We start from the raw sequence: 15,970 nt of genomic DNA, 5'->3' as shown, positions 1-15,970 counted from the left end.
CGACTCCATGAAACGCCTCTTCTCCCTGCTCCTCGCCGTCAGTCCTTCGCTTTGGGCTGCTGATCCTGCCGAAGCTGACTTCTACAAGATCACCACCTTTGAAACGCCGAAGGAGACCGCACTCGAGGTCGGCTCGATCGATCTCATGCCGGATGGCAGGCTCGCGCTCGGCACTCGTCGCGGTGAAATCTGGATCGTCAGCGGCGCGGGCAGTAGCGATCCGTCAAATGTAAGCTACAAGCTCTTCGCCTCTGGTTTGCACGAGGTGCTCGGCATCGCCTACAATCCGAAGGACAAAAATCTCTACGCCACCACGCGCTACGAGATCACCCGTCTCAAAGACACCGACAACGACGGCCGCGCGAACGTTTTCGAGAGCGTGAACGACAGTTGGGGCGTCTCCGGCGACTACCACGAGTATGCCATCGGCTCGCGTTTTGACAAAGCGGGTGACCTTTGGGTCACGCTCTGCCTCACCGGCTCCTTCAGCAGCCAGGTGCCTTTTCGCGGCTGGGCGCTGCGCATCAAGCCGGATGGCACCATGGTTCCCACCTGCTCCGGTGTGCGCAGTCCCGGCGGCATCGGCTTCGACGGGGATGGCGAGGCGTACTATTGCGACAACCAGGGGCCGTGGCATGGCTCTTGCACCTTGCAGCATCTCGTCCCCGGCTCCTTCCAAGGTCATCCTGGTGGGAACATCTGGTATGATCTCGCGCCAAACATGGGTCCCAGGCCGATTGATCCAGTCCCCGAGGCCTTCCAAGGCAATCGTGGCCGCAAGGAAGATCGTCCCGGCGGCGACCCCGGCCGCATGGTCAAGGAACGTGAGCGCATCAAGCAGCTCCTCCCGCCGGCCGTCTATCTTGTGCATGGAAAGATCGGCAACAGCGCCAGCGCCATCATCTGCGACCTCAGCGGCGGGAAATTCGGACCGTTCTCGAAGCAGCTCTTCATCGCCGACCAGTCCCACAGCAATCTGAGCCGTGTCTTCCTCGAAACGGTCAACGGCATCAAACAGGGCGTGGTGTTTCCCTTCCGCGGCGGCTTCAAAAGCGGCCTCATTGGCGGACGCATGGACGAGGAAGGCCGTGTCTTCGTCGGCGGCAGTGATCGCGGCTGGGGCGCGCGTGGCGGGAAGCCCTTCTGCTTTGAAAAATGCGAGTGGACCGGCAAAACGCCCTTCGAGGTGCATGAGATGCGCGCGAAGCCGGATGGCTTCGAGCTCACCTTCACCCAGCCCGTCGATCCGGCGGCCGCCGGCGACGTGAAAAGCTACTCCATGCGCGAATTCACCTACGCGTATCGCGAGCAATACGGCGGCGATGAGATCGACGAGATCATTCCGAAGATCACCGCCGCGAAAGTCGCCGAAGACGGCAAATCCGTGCGCCTTTCCATCTCGCCGCTCACCAAGGGCCACATCCACGAACTGCATCTCGATGGCGTCCGCAGCGCTGAAAAGCTGCCGCTGCTTCACACGGTCGGTTATTACACGCTCAACGAGATTCCGGGGAAGTAATCACTCCCCGGCGTTCAGTTCCTGCTCCACCATGCTCGCCAGATCGGCAAAGCGTTGGATCGCCACGTCGGAAAACTGGCGCGGACGCGTGTCGATGAGGCATAGCGTTCCCATGCAGCTGCCGTTTTTGATGGAAAACGGGAAAACCGGCATAGAAACGGATGCGCGGATCACCGGTGACGATCGGGCTGCCGGCGAAACGATCGTCCAGCAGCGTGTCGGGCACGATCACGGGCTTGCGGTTGACGACCACATGCGCGCAGAAGGCCACCTCGCGCGAGGTTTCTCGCGCATCGAGGCCGATGCATGATTTGAACCACTGCCGCTCCGCGTCGATGAGCGACACGGTGGCAATCGGCACGTCGGCCAGCGCGGCGGCGATGCGGGTGATGCGGTCGAAGCGCTCATCCGGCGGCGTGTCGAGGAAGGCAAGGCTGTGTAACGCGGCGAGGCGGTCCTTCTCGTCCGAGGGCAGCGGCGCTCGCATCCAACGGCACGCGGAACGCATGAGCCATGCCTGGATTTGCGCGCGCGCATACTGGGTGGAAAACGGTTTCGTCAGCCACCCGGTGACGCCGGCGCTCATGCCTTCGCGGGTCTCCTCCTGGCTTCCGACGATCACCACGGGCACGTCTGAAAGACGGCGGTCGCCGTCCATGCGCAGGCTGCGGCATACGCTTAACCCGTCGATGTCCGGAAGCTCGTCCTCGACGAGCAGCAACGACGGTGGAGACGAACGCGCCAGCTTCAACGTGCTCGCGCCATCGCTGACATGCGCGACACGCACGCCCTCGGAGGAGGCCGCCTCGGCGAGCGTCACCGCGAGGCCCGCGTCAGCGACACCGAGAATGACGAGCGACTCCTTGATCGCGGGCGCGTCGGCCGATTTGGAGGAAGAGCCGTTTCCTGCATGTCTGATCTCGGCACTCTGCAGCTCGACGATCTGCCCGTCAGCCGCGCCAAACACCTCCATGGTCGATCCGCGCTGTTTCAAGTCGGCGCGCACGGATTCAACGATCTCGTCAATCGCATCGTCCGTGCGCCGGGGGTCATGATGCGTGAAAGCGAGCCGTTTCACGCCAGACATGCGCCCGATCTCGGTCACAAACTCCACCGGGCTGTGGCCCCAGCCTTTTTTGGCAGGATATTCGGCCGCCGTGAACTGCGCGTCATGGATCACCAGGTCCGCGCCGGTCAGAAACTCGGCGTGAAGGCGGTCGTCCTCGTGCAGCGCGGGATTCGCCCCCGGCACATGTGAGTAGGGCTCGTGGTCGCAGGCGTAAACCACGCTCACATCGCCCATCTCCAGCCGGTAGCCGAGCGTCAGCGCTGGATGATTCAGATAATGCGTGCGAATGCGGATGTCGTCGATCTGCAGCTCACCCTCGGCCAGGTCGTGAAACCGGATGTTCGCGTCCAGCTCGTCCAGCGTGACGGGGAAATAGTTGTACTGCATCTGTCCGGCGAGCGTCTCGCGCAACGACTGGCCGAGCCCCGCCGGCCCGTAGATGTCCCAGTGCCCGCCGCGCACGAACAAAGGCGCGAAAAACGGAAAACCCTGGATGTGGTCCCAGTGGGTGTGGCTGATGAGGATGTGACCGCGCGGCGCGCCTTGTGTATGCGCCAGCAGATGCTGCCCGAGATCATGCGCGCCTGTGCCGCAGTCGATGATCACCTGCGTGCCGCTTGGTGATGTCACCTGCACGCAGGACGTGTTTCCGCCGTAGCGCAGCATCTCCTGCTTCGGTCGCGCAATGGAACCGCGTGTTCCCCAGAACTGCACTCGCACGGGCTGTGTCATGATGGGTAGATTCTGCCCGCTGCGTCATGCGCCGTCAACGGCTGCAAGGCCTGGAGTTTACTTCAGCGGCCTTGCCTTCGGCACGTTCATCAAATCCAGAGCAGGAACGGCCTGCTGCGCCACCATTGTGTCCGGCAGTTGGGCTCGGCGGATTTCCTCGCCGGGACCGGCCTTGGCTGTCACGACTTCCGGCAGCACCGCGCGGCGGACTTCCTCGACCACCACCGGCGTCGCGGCGGCCACGACCGGAGCCTTGTAATTGCGCACCGCTGCCGCGATCACCGCCTGGCGTCCGGGGGCGATCTCCAGGGCGGTCTCCTGGATTTTCCGCACCATCGCGGGTTCAGCATTCACCGCCGTGATCGCTGTGGTCACCAGCTCGGCGGCGCAGGATTCCTTGATGATCAGCGCCTCCTCCAGGCGCATCGAGAGATTGTCAGGATTCGCCCGGATCGCGGCAAACAGCTCCGCGCAGATTGTTTCGCAGTTGATCGCCGGCTTTTTTGACTTGGAAGACGGCTGCGCCCACACCTGCGGGACAAGCAGGAGGATGAGGCAGAGCAGGCAGGGCTGGCGCATTGGTGGAAATGACGGCTGCGAATTACGTTCCTTCAAACGGTCTTTTGTTTTCTCAATCTTTTTGCGGCGCGGGATTCAAAACCGCCGCCTGCGCCCCACGTCGTGCCTCGATGAACTTTTCTGGTGAAACCCGGTTCAGTGCCGTGTCGGCATACCCCTGACCGGGATTCACCTGCGGGCCGACGCGAACCTCGAAATGCAGATGAGCGAAATTCGCGCTCGGCGCCGTCCCCACCGTGCCGATCACTTCGCCGCGCCGCACATTCTTCCCCGTGCGCACCTGGATGGATTCCAGATGCGCATACATCGTCTGCACCACCGGCCCTAGCTCGTCACCTTCCGGCAGACGATGCGCGATGAGGATCATTTTTCCCCAGTCCGCGCTAGGCACACCCGCATAGATCACGCGTCCGGCTCCGGCCGCATAAACGGGATCGCCCAGGTCCGAGTTCTCACCGCCGATGCCGTTTAAATCGTCGCCAAGATGCCTTTCGATGCGAAAACCGCGTGCGTTGTAGGTCAGCGCGCCATGTTCCGAGCCCAGCGGCATGTCGAATCTAGTCGCCAGCGGCAGCGTGGCCGTTTCTCGCGGCTTCAGGCGGACAAATGCCGGATCGAGCGGCTTGGGCGTCACCGCCGAGGCCGGCAGATCCTCCAGCCGTGGCCCGATCCGCTGCCATATCACCCAGATGACCGCCGCCGCGAGTGCGAAGGTCAGAATCAGGCTCATGGTCCGCACGGCTTTCTTCATGGGCGGACGTTTGACGGCGCACGCGGCATTGCAAAGTGAACCTTCGGCCGGTAAATAGCCTTTCTCACGTGAACACGCTTGCCCCCTCCCAGTTTGGTTCTCCCCAAGTCGCCGTCATGCACGGCAAAGCCTCGTACGACGATGCCTCTGCCGTGCGGCGGCAGATCGAAGATGCCATCGACGCCTTGAACCTGCCCGATGATTTCATCCAGCCGGGCGAGCGTGTCGTGATCAAACCAAACTGGGTCAAGGAGCACAACGCCAGCAAACCCGAGGACGAAAACGGCTGGCTCACCATCATCACCCATCCGCTCGTTGTGCGTGAAGTCGCCCGCTGGGCGGCGAAAAAGCTGCAAGGACGCGGCTCTGTGACGCTGTGTGATGCACCGCAGAGTGATTCGTCCTTCGACACCATCCGCCGCCTCCATCAGCTCGATCAGATGATCACGGATCTGACGCTGGAGTTCCCCGGCGTCGCGTTTCTGCTTTTCGACATGCGCTGCGAGGAGTGGACGATCGATGACGGTGTCACCATCGCCAAACGCCAGCTCTCCAGCGATCCCTCCGGCGCGGTGGACATCCATCTCGATGCCGACAGCGAGTTCATCGGCCACCCAGGCCTCGGCAAGCTCTACGGAGCCAGCTACGACTTCGCCACCACGAACCGCCAGCACACCGATCCGCATCACGAGTATCGCATCTGCCGTACACCGATGAATGCAGACGTGCTCATCAATGTGCCGAAGCTCAAGACGCACAAAAAAGTGGGCCTCACCGTCGCGCTGAAGAATCTCGTCGGCACCACGCCGCGCACGAACTGGCTCCCACGACACACCGAAGGCACACCGGCGGAAGGTGGCGACCAATTCGCCGAATCCACCGCCAAACGTGCTCTTGAAGGCACGCTCATGCGCGCCGCCAAAAAGATCCTCTTTGGCCGCCACTTTCTCTCAAAGCTCTTCGTCCCGCTGAAGAAGCTCGGCCGCGTCGTGTTTGGCGACACCAAGGAAGTCGTCCGTTCCGGCAACTGGCACGGCAACAACACTGCCTGGCGCATGATCATCGACCTGCACAAGTGCTTCTTCTACTTCGACGGCTGCGGCCGCCGTCGTGAGAAGCCTCTCCGCTACCTCACCATCGTCGATGGCATCATCGGCGGCGATGGCGATGGCCCCATGTCCTGCGATCCCGTCGAAAGCGGTGTCATCATGGCTGGAACGCATCCCGTGGCCGTCGATTGCGTCGCCGCCCAGCTCATGGGCTTCAATTGGAAGAAAACCCGCCTCCTTAACGACGCCTTTACGCTCAATCGCCTTCCCATCACCGGCTTCGCACCGTCCGACATCACCGTGTCATCCAACAAACCCGAATGGACCGGCCCCTTCGAGCAAATGAAGAACTGTTACGAGTTCCGCTGCCACTTCGGCTGGGCTGGGCATCTGGAAAGTGATGAGCGACTGGCGAAGATCCAGTCAGCCTGAGCAATGAGCCGCGAAATCCGATCCCGGAGGGATCAAAGAAATTAGCCAGGGGTAAGTTCGCGAAGCGAACGCCACCCCCGGACAACAAGGGTCAATCTCTTCCCAAGTTCGCATCCCGGCAGGGATGCAAGAGGCGTTCAATGACTCCTCGCACCCTTCTCGCATACCTCCGGCATGCGACCTTGAACTGAAGGTGACTTTGCATCATTCCAGGGGTCTGCGACCCCTGGCTAATTTCTCCGATCCCTTCAGGATCGTTCAATCACTCAAAGTGCATCTTCCCGATGTCCGAGCGCCGTTGCAGCCCGTCGAACGTGACCTTCACGCTTTCGGCATACGCTTTCTCACGCGCCTCAACACGCGTCGCACCTTGAGCCACGACGGCGAGCACACGGCCGCCGTTCGTTTCAAACTGGCCTGCCGCATTCTTTTTCGTGCCGCAGTGATACACGCGCGCTCCGCTGACATTCTCCAGGCCGGAAATCACATCGCCGCTGTGCGATGAGGCCGGATAACCGGCGCTGGCCGAGATCAGGCAGATGCTCCAGCCGGGTGCGAACTGAATCAGCTCCGGCTGCAGATTGCCCTTCGCCGCCTCGAACACATAGGTGGCGAAATCACCACGTACCATCGGCAACACGGCCTCGGCCTCGGGATCGCCGAAGCGGCAGTTGTATTCGATCACCTGCGGCCCCGTCGGCGTGAGCATGAGTCCGAAATACAGGAAGCCACGGTAGCGCAGGCCGTCTTTGCGAATGCCTTCGACGGTGGGCTTCACGATATCGCGCTCGATGCGCTGCATAAGCGCCGGTTCAGCGAGTTCCAGCGACGCCACAGCGCCCATGCCGCCCGTGTTCGGCCCCTGGTCGTTGTCGCGGATGCGCTTGTAGTCACGCGCAGGCATGAGGATCTGATACGAATCATCGCAAACCGACGCGAACACCGAGATCTCCGGCCCGGTGAGGCATTTTTCGACCAGCAGATCGCCTGCGCCGAAGCAACGCTTCTCCATCACGTCATCGACAAACTGCTCCGCTTCCGCTTTCGACGTGCAAACGGCCACGCCCTTGCCAGCGGCCAGTCCGTCGAACTTCAACACGATCGGTGTCTCAGTCAGCGCGGCTTTCGCCTCGGCGGCGTTCGCGCAGATCGTGAAATCCGCTGTCGGAATGCCATGGCGCTTCAAAAACTTCTTCGCAAAGCCTTTCGAGGCCTCCAGTTGCGCGATTTCCTTCAGCGGACCCCAGCACGGAATGCCCGCCTCGGCGCACAGGTTTGCCAGACCGCGATCCTTCACCAGCAGCGCCTCCTCGCCCGCCATGCACAGATCGATCTGATTCTGTTTCATCCAGGTGATCAGCTCAGGCAGTCCAGCCACACTCACACAGGTCGCCAGCGTCGCGATCGCATCGCTGCCGGGATATGCGAAAAGCTGGTGCTTCTCCGGCGATGCGCTGAGAGCCGTGATGAGCGCGTGCTCGCGCCCGCCTTTGCCTGTGACGAGGATTTTCATGGGACGCGTTCCTTAGCGTGCCGAAACCCGGGTGCAAGCCTCCTGAAGGTTGTCCTGTTCCTGCGAAACAGGACGGCTCTTGTCGAAACGCAACAAGGCAACTCTAACCAGCGAGGCGCTTCGCCCGTTGAAGGCGGCATGAAACGCGTCCTCGGACTTTGCGTCCTCCTCTCCGCCTGCACTCCTGAAGCGGAAACGTCGAACATCACCACGCCTCCCGACAGTGTCCAGTTGGCGGCGGCAAACCTGGACCGTGCGCTCATGCACGACTACGAACTGATCAAAGAACAGCGCCAGAAGTGGAAGAACACCCCCGCGCTTCCGTGCCTGCCGGAGATCGCAGATGACTCCGCCTTCCTGCGCCGTGCCTGCATTGATCTGGCCGGAAGACTGCCGCGAGCGGATGAGGCGCGTGCCTTTCTAGCAGACCCATCACCACACAAACGCGCCAAGCTCACTGACGCGCTGGTGCGCGAGCCAGGAGCCGCCGAAGTTCGCTTCCGCATGTTGGCAGAGGCTTTTCGCGTGAAGGATGGCGATCCCACCATCGGCTGGCTGCGCACGGCGACAGCGCAGGACCGGCCCTATGCAGAAATCGTTACCCACATGATCGGCGGTGGTCGCATGCTTCAGCGGGATCAGGGCGACGCCATCCGCTCGGCCGTCGAGACGGCTTACACCGTGCTCGGCGAGGACCTTTACTGCGCCATGTGCCACGATCATCCGTTCAACGACCACACCGAGCGTGAATGCTACGAATTTGCGGCCTGTTTCGCAGGCAAGAACGAGATGAGGCTTCCCTCAGACTATCTCTACCGTGATGGAGAACCCGGCGGCATCGTGCAAGCCAGCTTGCCTCGGATCAGCCGGGCATGGCGTCCTATGCTCAACGACAACGAGGACAAACGCACGCAAGTCACTCGCTGGATGGTCGAGCAGGAGGAAAGCCGTCGCTTTGCCCTGGTGGCTTCGCTGCGGGTCTGGAGCAGTCTTTTTGGCATGCCCGGACAGATGGTGGACAAAACCATTGGCGGCGTGGATGACGCGCCGCCGTGGCATGGCATTCACCGCAAACCCATCCTGAACAACGTCAGCAACGACTGCTTCAGCGCCACACCACGCGGTCAATCCACCTGGGTCGGACTCGAGATCAACTCGCCCGCCGATTTCACCCAAGGCACGAAGGTTCTGATTGAGGAGTTTCTCCGCTGCGGTGGCCGTCTGGGTGAACTTCAGCGCATTCTCGCTCGCACCGAAGCCTATCAGCGCTCCGGCATCGACTACAACACCGATTGGAATGGCTGCTACCTCGCTCCAGCTCCGCAAATACGCCGCCTGCCCTCCGAAGTCATCTGGAAGGTGGTTTCCGGTGAGTTTGACCTGCAAATCCCGCAAGTGCCAAAGCCTGGCCATCCGCTGCGCATGCTCGGATGCGGCACGCGTGAATGGACGGATGAAAGCCTCACGCCCATCTCACACGAACTCGTTCGCTTCATGATGAATGACGAGCTTGTCGCTCAAGCAACCGCGAAGGCCAGAAGTGCCGAAGACATGTTTCTGGAGTTCCTCGGACGCAATCCGACTCACGATGAGTCCGCGGTGATCTCACGCGGGGCTGCTTCGGACGAAGATGTCGCCTGGGCCCTGCTGAACACGCGGGAGTTCATGTTCAGGCCGTGATATGGAGAGGCGACGAGTCGTCGCCTCTCCCGATCAATCCCGTGATCCCGGCGTGATCTTAAAATCCACGCTCTTCCCATCACGCTGCACGGTGATCGTCGTCTCTTTGCCGATTTTGAGATCGCCCATGACGTAGGTGTAGTCATAGATGTTCGCGATGTCCTTGCCGCCGAGCTTGATGATGATGTCACCGGCTTTCACGCCAGCTTTGGCCGCAGGTCCGATGGGAGACACGCCGCTGAGTTTCACGCCTTTGGTATCGCCTTGGGCGTAGTCGGGGATGGTGCCGAGGTATGCGCGGAGGCCGGTGCGCACGCCGGAGTTCTTCGGCGCTTCCATGGCGATGTAATCGGGCGCGGCATCGGCGGTGGCGATGCCCCGGGCGATGAGGCCCATGAGCTTGGTGATCTTCGCGGCGTTCGGGTAGTCGATCTTGTCGGCGGTGTCGCTCGGCATGTGATAATCGGCGTGCGATCCGGTGAAGGCGTTCAGCGTGGGGATGCCTTTCAAATAGAACGCCGTGCTGTCGGTCGGCAGATGGGCGTCGTTTTGCGTCGTGATCGGCAAACCGATGGGCGCATTGCGCTTTTCGATCTCCTTCGCCCACAGCGAACTGCTTCCGAGGCCCTGGAGCACGAGCGACTTCTGGAAACGGCCGATCATGTCCATGTTCAGGCATGCGGCGAACATGCCGGTGAGCTTCGCGTTGGCGTCGCCCTTGATCATCTCCGCGTAGGCCTCGACAAAGTGATTGCTGCCGAGCAATCCAAGCTCCTCACCGCTCCACGCGGCGAAGATGATGTCGCGTTTCAGCGTGAGTTTGCCCTGCTTCTTCAAATCGGCCAGCCACTGGGCGATTTCGAGTACGCCGCCGACGCCGCTGGCATTGTCATCGGCTCCGTGATGGATCTTGTTCACCTCATCGCCCTTCGCACGCGAGTTGGAGCCACCACTGCTGCCGAGATGATCAATGTGCGCCCCGACGATGAGCGGCGCGACGTGTGGATCGGGCTGCTGACCGTAAGGCAGCACGGCGAGCACGTTGCGGCCCTTTTTCTTCTCCTGCTGGATGACGATGTTGGCCGCGAGCGTGCCTTTGCAGTCAATGCCGCCCATGAGATCGCCAGTGTCGAGCTTGTCTTGAAGCTCCTTGAGCGTCTTGCCGGTGCCTGCGAGCAGTTTATCGCCCACCGCATCGGTCACGCTGATGGCCGCGATGCCACTGGAGGCCAGCGAGGCATCAAACGTCATCGGCGCGAGCTGCTGCACCACTTTCGAGTTCGGCCCACTGACCACGATGAGGCCGCGTGCGCCTTTTTGACGGGCTGTGAGCGCCTTGTAGCGCAGGCTGGAGTAGCGGCTCAATTCATTGCGCCGCTCCTGCGTGATGCCTTCCGGCAAGTAGCGGAACACGAGCACCCATTTGTCCTTCACGTCGAGATGCGCGTAGCTCGAATAGGTCTCGATGGAGGCGGATTCGGGCGTTTCGATGCCGTAACCGGCGAAAACGATCTTGGCGGCTTTGACTTCGCCGTTTTGGGAGAAGGAGAGGGGCTTCCAGTCCTGCTCCACTTTCAGTTCCGAGCCGCTTAGGGCCAGCTTGTTGCCCTCACCAAGTGCGACGCCCGCGGTGAAGTCAAAGTTGTCGAAGTAGGTGTTGTCATCACCGAAGGGCGCGAGGCCGATTTGCTTGGCGGCATCAGCGAAATACTGGGTGGCTAGTTTTTCTCCGTCTGTGCCGGTCAGGCGGCCGCCCAGGGCATCGCTCGCCAGGTAGGTCACATGCTGCCTCAAGTCGGCTTCCCTGATATCGCCTGTGGTCAGCGCAAAGTCGGGTGCCTGCGGGGTCGGGATCGGTGCTTGTGGGTCCGGTTTCAGCCCGAGGACACTCAGCGCATGATCGTGATCCCAATCCGCGATGAAAATCTGGCTTTGGCCGCCGCTGGCGCGTCCGCTGGTCCAGGAGAGCTTTTTACCGTCGGGCGAAAAGACCGGCAGGCCATCGAAGCCATCCGTGCTCGTCACGCGGACGGGCGCATGCTTGCCGGCGGCATCGACGATGTAGAGCTCGAAGTTGGCGAAGCCGTTGAGGTTCGTGGTAAAGATCAAATACTCGCCGCTGGGATGAAAATAGGGCGCCCAGCTCATCGCGCCGAGCTTCGTGAGCGGCTTCTGATCGCTGCCATCGGCGTTCATGCTCCACACCTCGGCCACATCGCCTTTCGGGGTGAAGCGACGCCAGCAGATGCGCTTCCCATCGGCGCTGAAAAACGGCCCGCCGTCGTAGCCGGGCACGTTGGTGAGGCGTTTCACGTTCGAGCCGTCGGCATCCGCGGTGTAGATCTCCATGAAGTATTGCTTGTCGATCTTCAGACGCTCCTCGTCCTCCTTGCTGAGCTTCGTTTCGTAAGCCTGGCGGTTCGAGGCGAAGACCATCTTCTTCCCATCGGGCGACCAACCGCCCTCAGCATCGTAACCACGGGTGTTGGTGAGGTTCTTGAGCTTCTTGTCGGCGAGGGTGTATTCCCAGATCTCGTAGTGTTCGTCGTAGTCCCAGGAGTATTTGCGCACCTTGGCGTTCTTGCGCTCTTCATACTCGGCCTCTTGGAGCTTCTTCGAGTTCGCGTCGGTGTGCGTGCTGGCAAAGAGGACGCGTTTGCCGTCTGGATGAATCCACGCGCAGGTCGTCTTGCCCATGCCGGGGGAGATGCGCTCCTGGTCACCCGTTTCGAGGTCCATCAGGTAGATCTGATAAAACGGATTCCCTTCCTCGCGCTCGGATTGGAAGATCATCTTCGTGCCATCGGCATTGAAGTAGCCCTCACCGGCCCGGCGGCCTTCAAAGGTGAGCTGGCGCGGGTTTGTGATGAAATCGGCCTCGGTCTGGGCGAAGGCGGCGGAGGCAAAAAGGACGAAAAGCAAGGAGCGCATGGTTTGGGGAAAGAACATACGTCTGTCGGGGATGTTTGCAGAAACTTTGAGCATGCACAGCCGCCTGACCCGCGTTTGATCCCACCCCCAAACCCCATCCTCATGAAGCGCCTGTTCTTTTTTCTCGCCGTCATGCCTTTCCTGTCCACCGCCGCTGCGGAGCCTGTGCCGTTGTTTGACGGCAAGACGCTCAACGGCTGGGACGGCGAGAAGACGAAGGTCTGGCGGGTGCAGGATGGCGTGATCGTCGGCGGTTCGCTGGAAGGCAACCCGCAGAACGAGTTCCTGACCTCGAAGAAGGTGTATCGAAACTTCATCCTGAAGCTCGAATACAAGCTGGAAGGCACCGAGGGCTTTGTGAACGGCGGCGTGCAGTTCCGCAGCGTGCGCATCCCGCAGCCGCCGAATGAAATGAGCGGCTTTCAGGCCGACATCGGCGCGGGCTATTCCGGCTGCCTTTATGACGAGTCGCGGCGGAAGAAGATGCTCGCCCAGCCGGCGAAGGAACTGGTCGAGAAGGCGGAGAAGCCAGGCGCATGGAACCAATACATGATCCGCGCCGAGGAGCAGCGCATCCAGCTCTTCGTGAACGGCGTCCGCACCGTGGACTACACCGAGCGCGAGCCGGGCATCGACCTGAAAGGCCTCATCGCCCTGCAAATTCACGGCAAGTGCAAAGCGCAGATCTCTTTCCGCAACATCACCATCGAAACGCTGCCGGACGCGATGGTGCCGGAGGAGAAGGACGTGCTGAACCGCTTCGGCAATCCGGGCGCGAACGTGGTGAAGCGCGAGTCGTTCAAGGATGGCAAGTTCGCCCTCGAAAAAGACGAGGTGATCGTTTTTGCGGGGCAGGAGAATCTCGTGCGCGATCAAAAAGCAGGTGAGCTGGAGTCCGTGCTGGGCACCGCATTTGCCGCGCAGCAGCCGCGATTTCGTTCCATGGCTTGGGAAGGCGACACGGTGTATGAGCAGTGGCGCGATTTGAACTTCGGCGACTGGAAGGCGCAGCTCGACGCGGCGGGCGCAGGCATCGTGATCGCTCAATTCGGCCAGGTGGAGGCCTTTGACGGTGTGAAGCGCCTCGCGGAGTTCAAATCGGCCTATCATCGGCTGCTCGATCAATTCGCGGCACAGACACAGCGGCTGGTGCTCGTATCACCGATGCCGTTCGAGAAGCCGCTGGCCTCCCATGCACCCGAATTGCGGCTGAGGAACTCGGATGTGAAGAAATACGCCGAAGCTGTGCGCGAAGTGGCGCAGCAGCGCGGCGCGATCTTTGTCGATCTGTTCACGCCGCTCTCCGCTCGCGGTGCCAACCAGCCGCGTCTCACCGATGATGGCCTGCACTTGAACGCCGAAGGCCTGCGCGTGGTGGCACGCGAGATCGCCCAGCAGCTCGGAGCCTCATGCAGCGACGCGGATGACCTGTCGGCGCTGCGAAATATGATCGTGGAGAAAAACCGTCTGTGGTTTGACTGCTGGCGTCCGGCGAACTGGTCCTTCGTGTATGGCGACCGCGTTACGCAGATGTTTGGCAAGCCGGCGCAGGATGCGCCTTCCTTGCGGGAGAGCTTCGAGGCGCGCAAACCGATGATCGCGGCCATGGACGCACGCATTCACGCGCTGGCGAAAGGTGAGAAGGTGGAAGATCTGCCAAAACCGGAGCCCAAAGTCGTCACCGAGACCGTGCTCACGCCGGAGCAGCAGATGGCGGGTTTCACCGTGGCGGAAGGCTACGAGATGAATCTCTTCGCGTCCGAAACGGAAGGCGTGGCGAAGCCGACGCAGTTCTCATGGGACGAGCGCGGTCGGCTTTATGTCGCGTGCTCGCCGACCTATCCGCAGACCGTTCCCGGCGTGAAGCCTTCGGACTTCATCCTCGTGGTCGAAGACACGAACGGCGATGGCAAGGCGGACAAATCGACGCGTTTTGCCGAAGGCCTCACGATGGTCCAGGGCGTGGAGCCGGGCGCGGGCGGCGTTTACGTGTGTGACTTCGACCAGATTGTGCATCTGAAGGACACGAACGGCGACGGCAAGGCGGATGAGAAGACGGTGCTCTTCTCCGGCTTCGGCATCGGCGACACGCATCAGCTCGCGAATTCAATCTGCCACGGCCCGGATGGTGCGCTGTGGTTCACGCAGGGATTGCATGCGTTCTCCCGAGTGGAGACGGCGCACGGCCTCGCACGACTCGACAAAGCAGGCGTCTGGCGGCTCGATCCGCGCACGCAGAAGATGGAAGGCTACTTCAATGGCGGCAAGGCGGGCCACAACTGCTGGGGCGTGGCCTTTGACGACCACTTGCAGGTCTTCCATAAAAGCGGTGACCGGCCCGTCGGCTACTACAGCGTGCCGGGTCTCGTCGCATTGCCTGATCCCGATGAATATCATCCCACAGGCGCTCTTTTTGATACGAATCCGAAGACGAACAGCCTCGACTTCATCGGCACCAAGGCGCTGCCGGATGACATCCAGGGCTGCGCCTTGATCGGCGGCTATTTTGGCAGCGTGGTGGAGCTGCATCGCCTCGAAGACGACGGCGCTGGCTTCAAAAGCACGCAGTTGCCGAAGCTGGTGAAGTCGAGCGATCCGTCGTTCCGTCCGGTGGATGTGAGCATCGGCCCGGATGGCGCGATGTATCTCTGCGACTGGTTCAATCCCGTCATCGGCCACTACCAGGCCAGCTACGCCGATCCACGCCGCGACCGCACGCACGGCCGCATCTGGCGCATCACGGCGAAAGGCCGTCCTTTGGTGAAACAGCCAGCGTTGGCGGACATGAAACCGGCCGAACTGCTCGAACAACTCAAGTCGCCTGAGCGTTGGACGCGTTATCAGGCGAAGCGTCTGCTCTTCGATCTGCCTGCGGAGGAGGTCTTGAAGGCGGCGGAGGCTTTCATCGCGAAAAATCAGGACGAACGCGTGCTCATGCAGGTCAGCGGCATTTTTGAATCGCATGAAGCCACGCATGCCGAACTCGTGAAGCGACTGCTCGCGGCCAAAGACGCCGGTGTGCGTGCCTACGGTGCCCGTGCGGCGGCGAAACTGCCGAACGCGCTCGAACTCCTCGCCACCGCCGTGCGCGATGAGCATCCACGCGTGAGATTGGAGGCCGTGGTGGCCTGCGCGCATGTTTTGAAGCCGCAGGCCGTCGAAGTGGCCGTGCAGGCGCTCGACAAGCCGACCGACCGTTTCATCGACTACGCCTTGAAGCAGGTGGTGAAGAGCCTGAAGCCGCAGTTTGTGCCGGTGCTGGCCAGTCTCACGTTCGGCGGCAATGCGAAGCAGGCGGCCTATGTGAAGCAGATCGCCAGCGCCGCCGCGGTGGTCGAACATCCGGGCAAGCTGGTGTATGACGCGCTTTGCCTGAACTGCCATCAGCCGGAGGGGAAAGGCCTGCCGGGCATTTATCCCTCGATCATCAGCAGCGATTGGCTGAAAGGAGATCCCGACCGCGTGATCAAGGTGCTATTGCACGGTCTGAGCGGGCCGATCCGCGTCAACGGCGAGGAATTCAAGCAACTCGCGCCTTTGCCCATGCCGCCGATGGGCCTGGATGACCAGCAGATGGCGGACGTGCTCAGCTATGTGCGATCGAACTTCAGCAACAAGGCTCCGGCGGTCACGCCAGCCCAGGTGAAATCCGTGCGTGACGCCACAGCCGGACGCGCCGTGTTCTGGACGCAGGATGAGCTGGCAAAGTAGCGCG

General features: G+C 61.5%; 8 protein-coding genes and 1 pseudogene. 4 read left to right on the top strand and 5 right to left on the bottom strand.

The window, feature by feature from the left end:
* Window positions 1-7 precede the first annotated feature (7 nt).
* Complete coding sequence (locus ACILSE_RS04095) at window positions 8-1,519, top strand: hypothetical protein (RefSeq protein ID WP_395716080.1); 1,512 nt, start codon at window positions 8-10, stop codon at window positions 1,517-1,519.
* Here ACILSE_RS04095 and ACILSE_RS04090 read toward each other — a convergent pair.
* The 3 genes and pseudogenes from ACILSE_RS04090 to ACILSE_RS04080 all read right to left on the bottom strand — a co-directional run bounded on the left by ACILSE_RS04090 (window position 1,520) and on the right by ACILSE_RS04080 (window position 4,650).
* Window positions 1,520-3,254: pseudogene (locus ACILSE_RS04090) on the bottom strand (MBL fold metallo-hydrolase).
* Between the two features lie 123 nt (window positions 3,255-3,377).
* On the bottom strand, window positions 3,378-3,899 hold the full coding sequence (locus ACILSE_RS04085) for a hypothetical protein (protein WP_395716079.1): 522 nt from the start codon (window positions 3,897-3,899) through the stop codon (window positions 3,378-3,380).
* Between the two features lie 52 nt (window positions 3,900-3,951).
* On the bottom strand, window positions 3,952-4,650 hold the full coding sequence (locus ACILSE_RS04080) for a M23 family metallopeptidase (RefSeq protein ID WP_395716078.1): 699 nt from the start codon (window positions 4,648-4,650) through the stop codon (window positions 3,952-3,954).
* 68 nt (window positions 4,651-4,718) lie between these two features.
* Between ACILSE_RS04080 and ACILSE_RS04075 the strand changes: the two genes are divergently transcribed.
* Window positions 4,719-6,131 (top strand): DUF362 domain-containing protein, encoded by a 1,413-nt coding sequence (locus ACILSE_RS04075; RefSeq protein WP_395716077.1) that lies wholly within the window; start codon window positions 4,719-4,721, stop codon window positions 6,129-6,131.
* Window positions 6,132-6,393: 262 nt separating this feature from the next.
* On the opposite strand, the gene purD is transcribed toward ACILSE_RS04075, so the two are convergent.
* Window positions 6,394-7,644 carry a phosphoribosylamine--glycine ligase gene (gene purD, locus ACILSE_RS04070; protein WP_395716076.1) on the bottom strand — a complete coding sequence of 417 codons (1,251 nt, stop codon included), beginning with the start codon at window positions 7,642-7,644 and terminating at the stop codon, window positions 6,394-6,396.
* Between the two features lie 138 nt (window positions 7,645-7,782).
* Between purD and ACILSE_RS04065 the strand changes: the two genes are divergently transcribed.
* Window positions 7,783-9,324, top strand: coding sequence for a DUF1549 domain-containing protein (locus tag ACILSE_RS04065; RefSeq protein ID WP_395716075.1), 1,542 nt, complete (start codon window positions 7,783-7,785; stop codon window positions 9,322-9,324).
* 33 nt (window positions 9,325-9,357) lie between these two features.
* Here ACILSE_RS04065 and ACILSE_RS04060 read toward each other — a convergent pair whose 3' ends face one another.
* Complete coding sequence (locus ACILSE_RS04060) at window positions 9,358-12,255, bottom strand: M28 family peptidase (RefSeq protein WP_395716074.1); 2,898 nt, start codon at window positions 12,253-12,255, stop codon at window positions 9,358-9,360.
* A 102-nt stretch (window positions 12,256-12,357) separates the two neighbouring features.
* On the opposite strand from ACILSE_RS04060, the gene ACILSE_RS04055 reads away from it, so the two are divergent.
* Window positions 12,358-15,966, top strand: a complete 3,609-nt coding sequence (locus tag ACILSE_RS04055) for a PVC-type heme-binding CxxCH protein (RefSeq protein ID WP_395716073.1) — start codon at window positions 12,358-12,360, stop codon at window positions 15,964-15,966.
* The last annotated feature ends 4 nt before the right edge of the window (window positions 15,967-15,970 follow it).

Origin of the sequence: Prosthecobacter sp. (assembly GCF_044236155.1) — a bacterium.
Taxonomy (GTDB): Bacteria; Verrucomicrobiota; Verrucomicrobiia; order Verrucomicrobiales; family Verrucomicrobiaceae; genus Prosthecobacter.
This window is presented reverse-complemented; position numbering and strand designations above follow the sequence as displayed.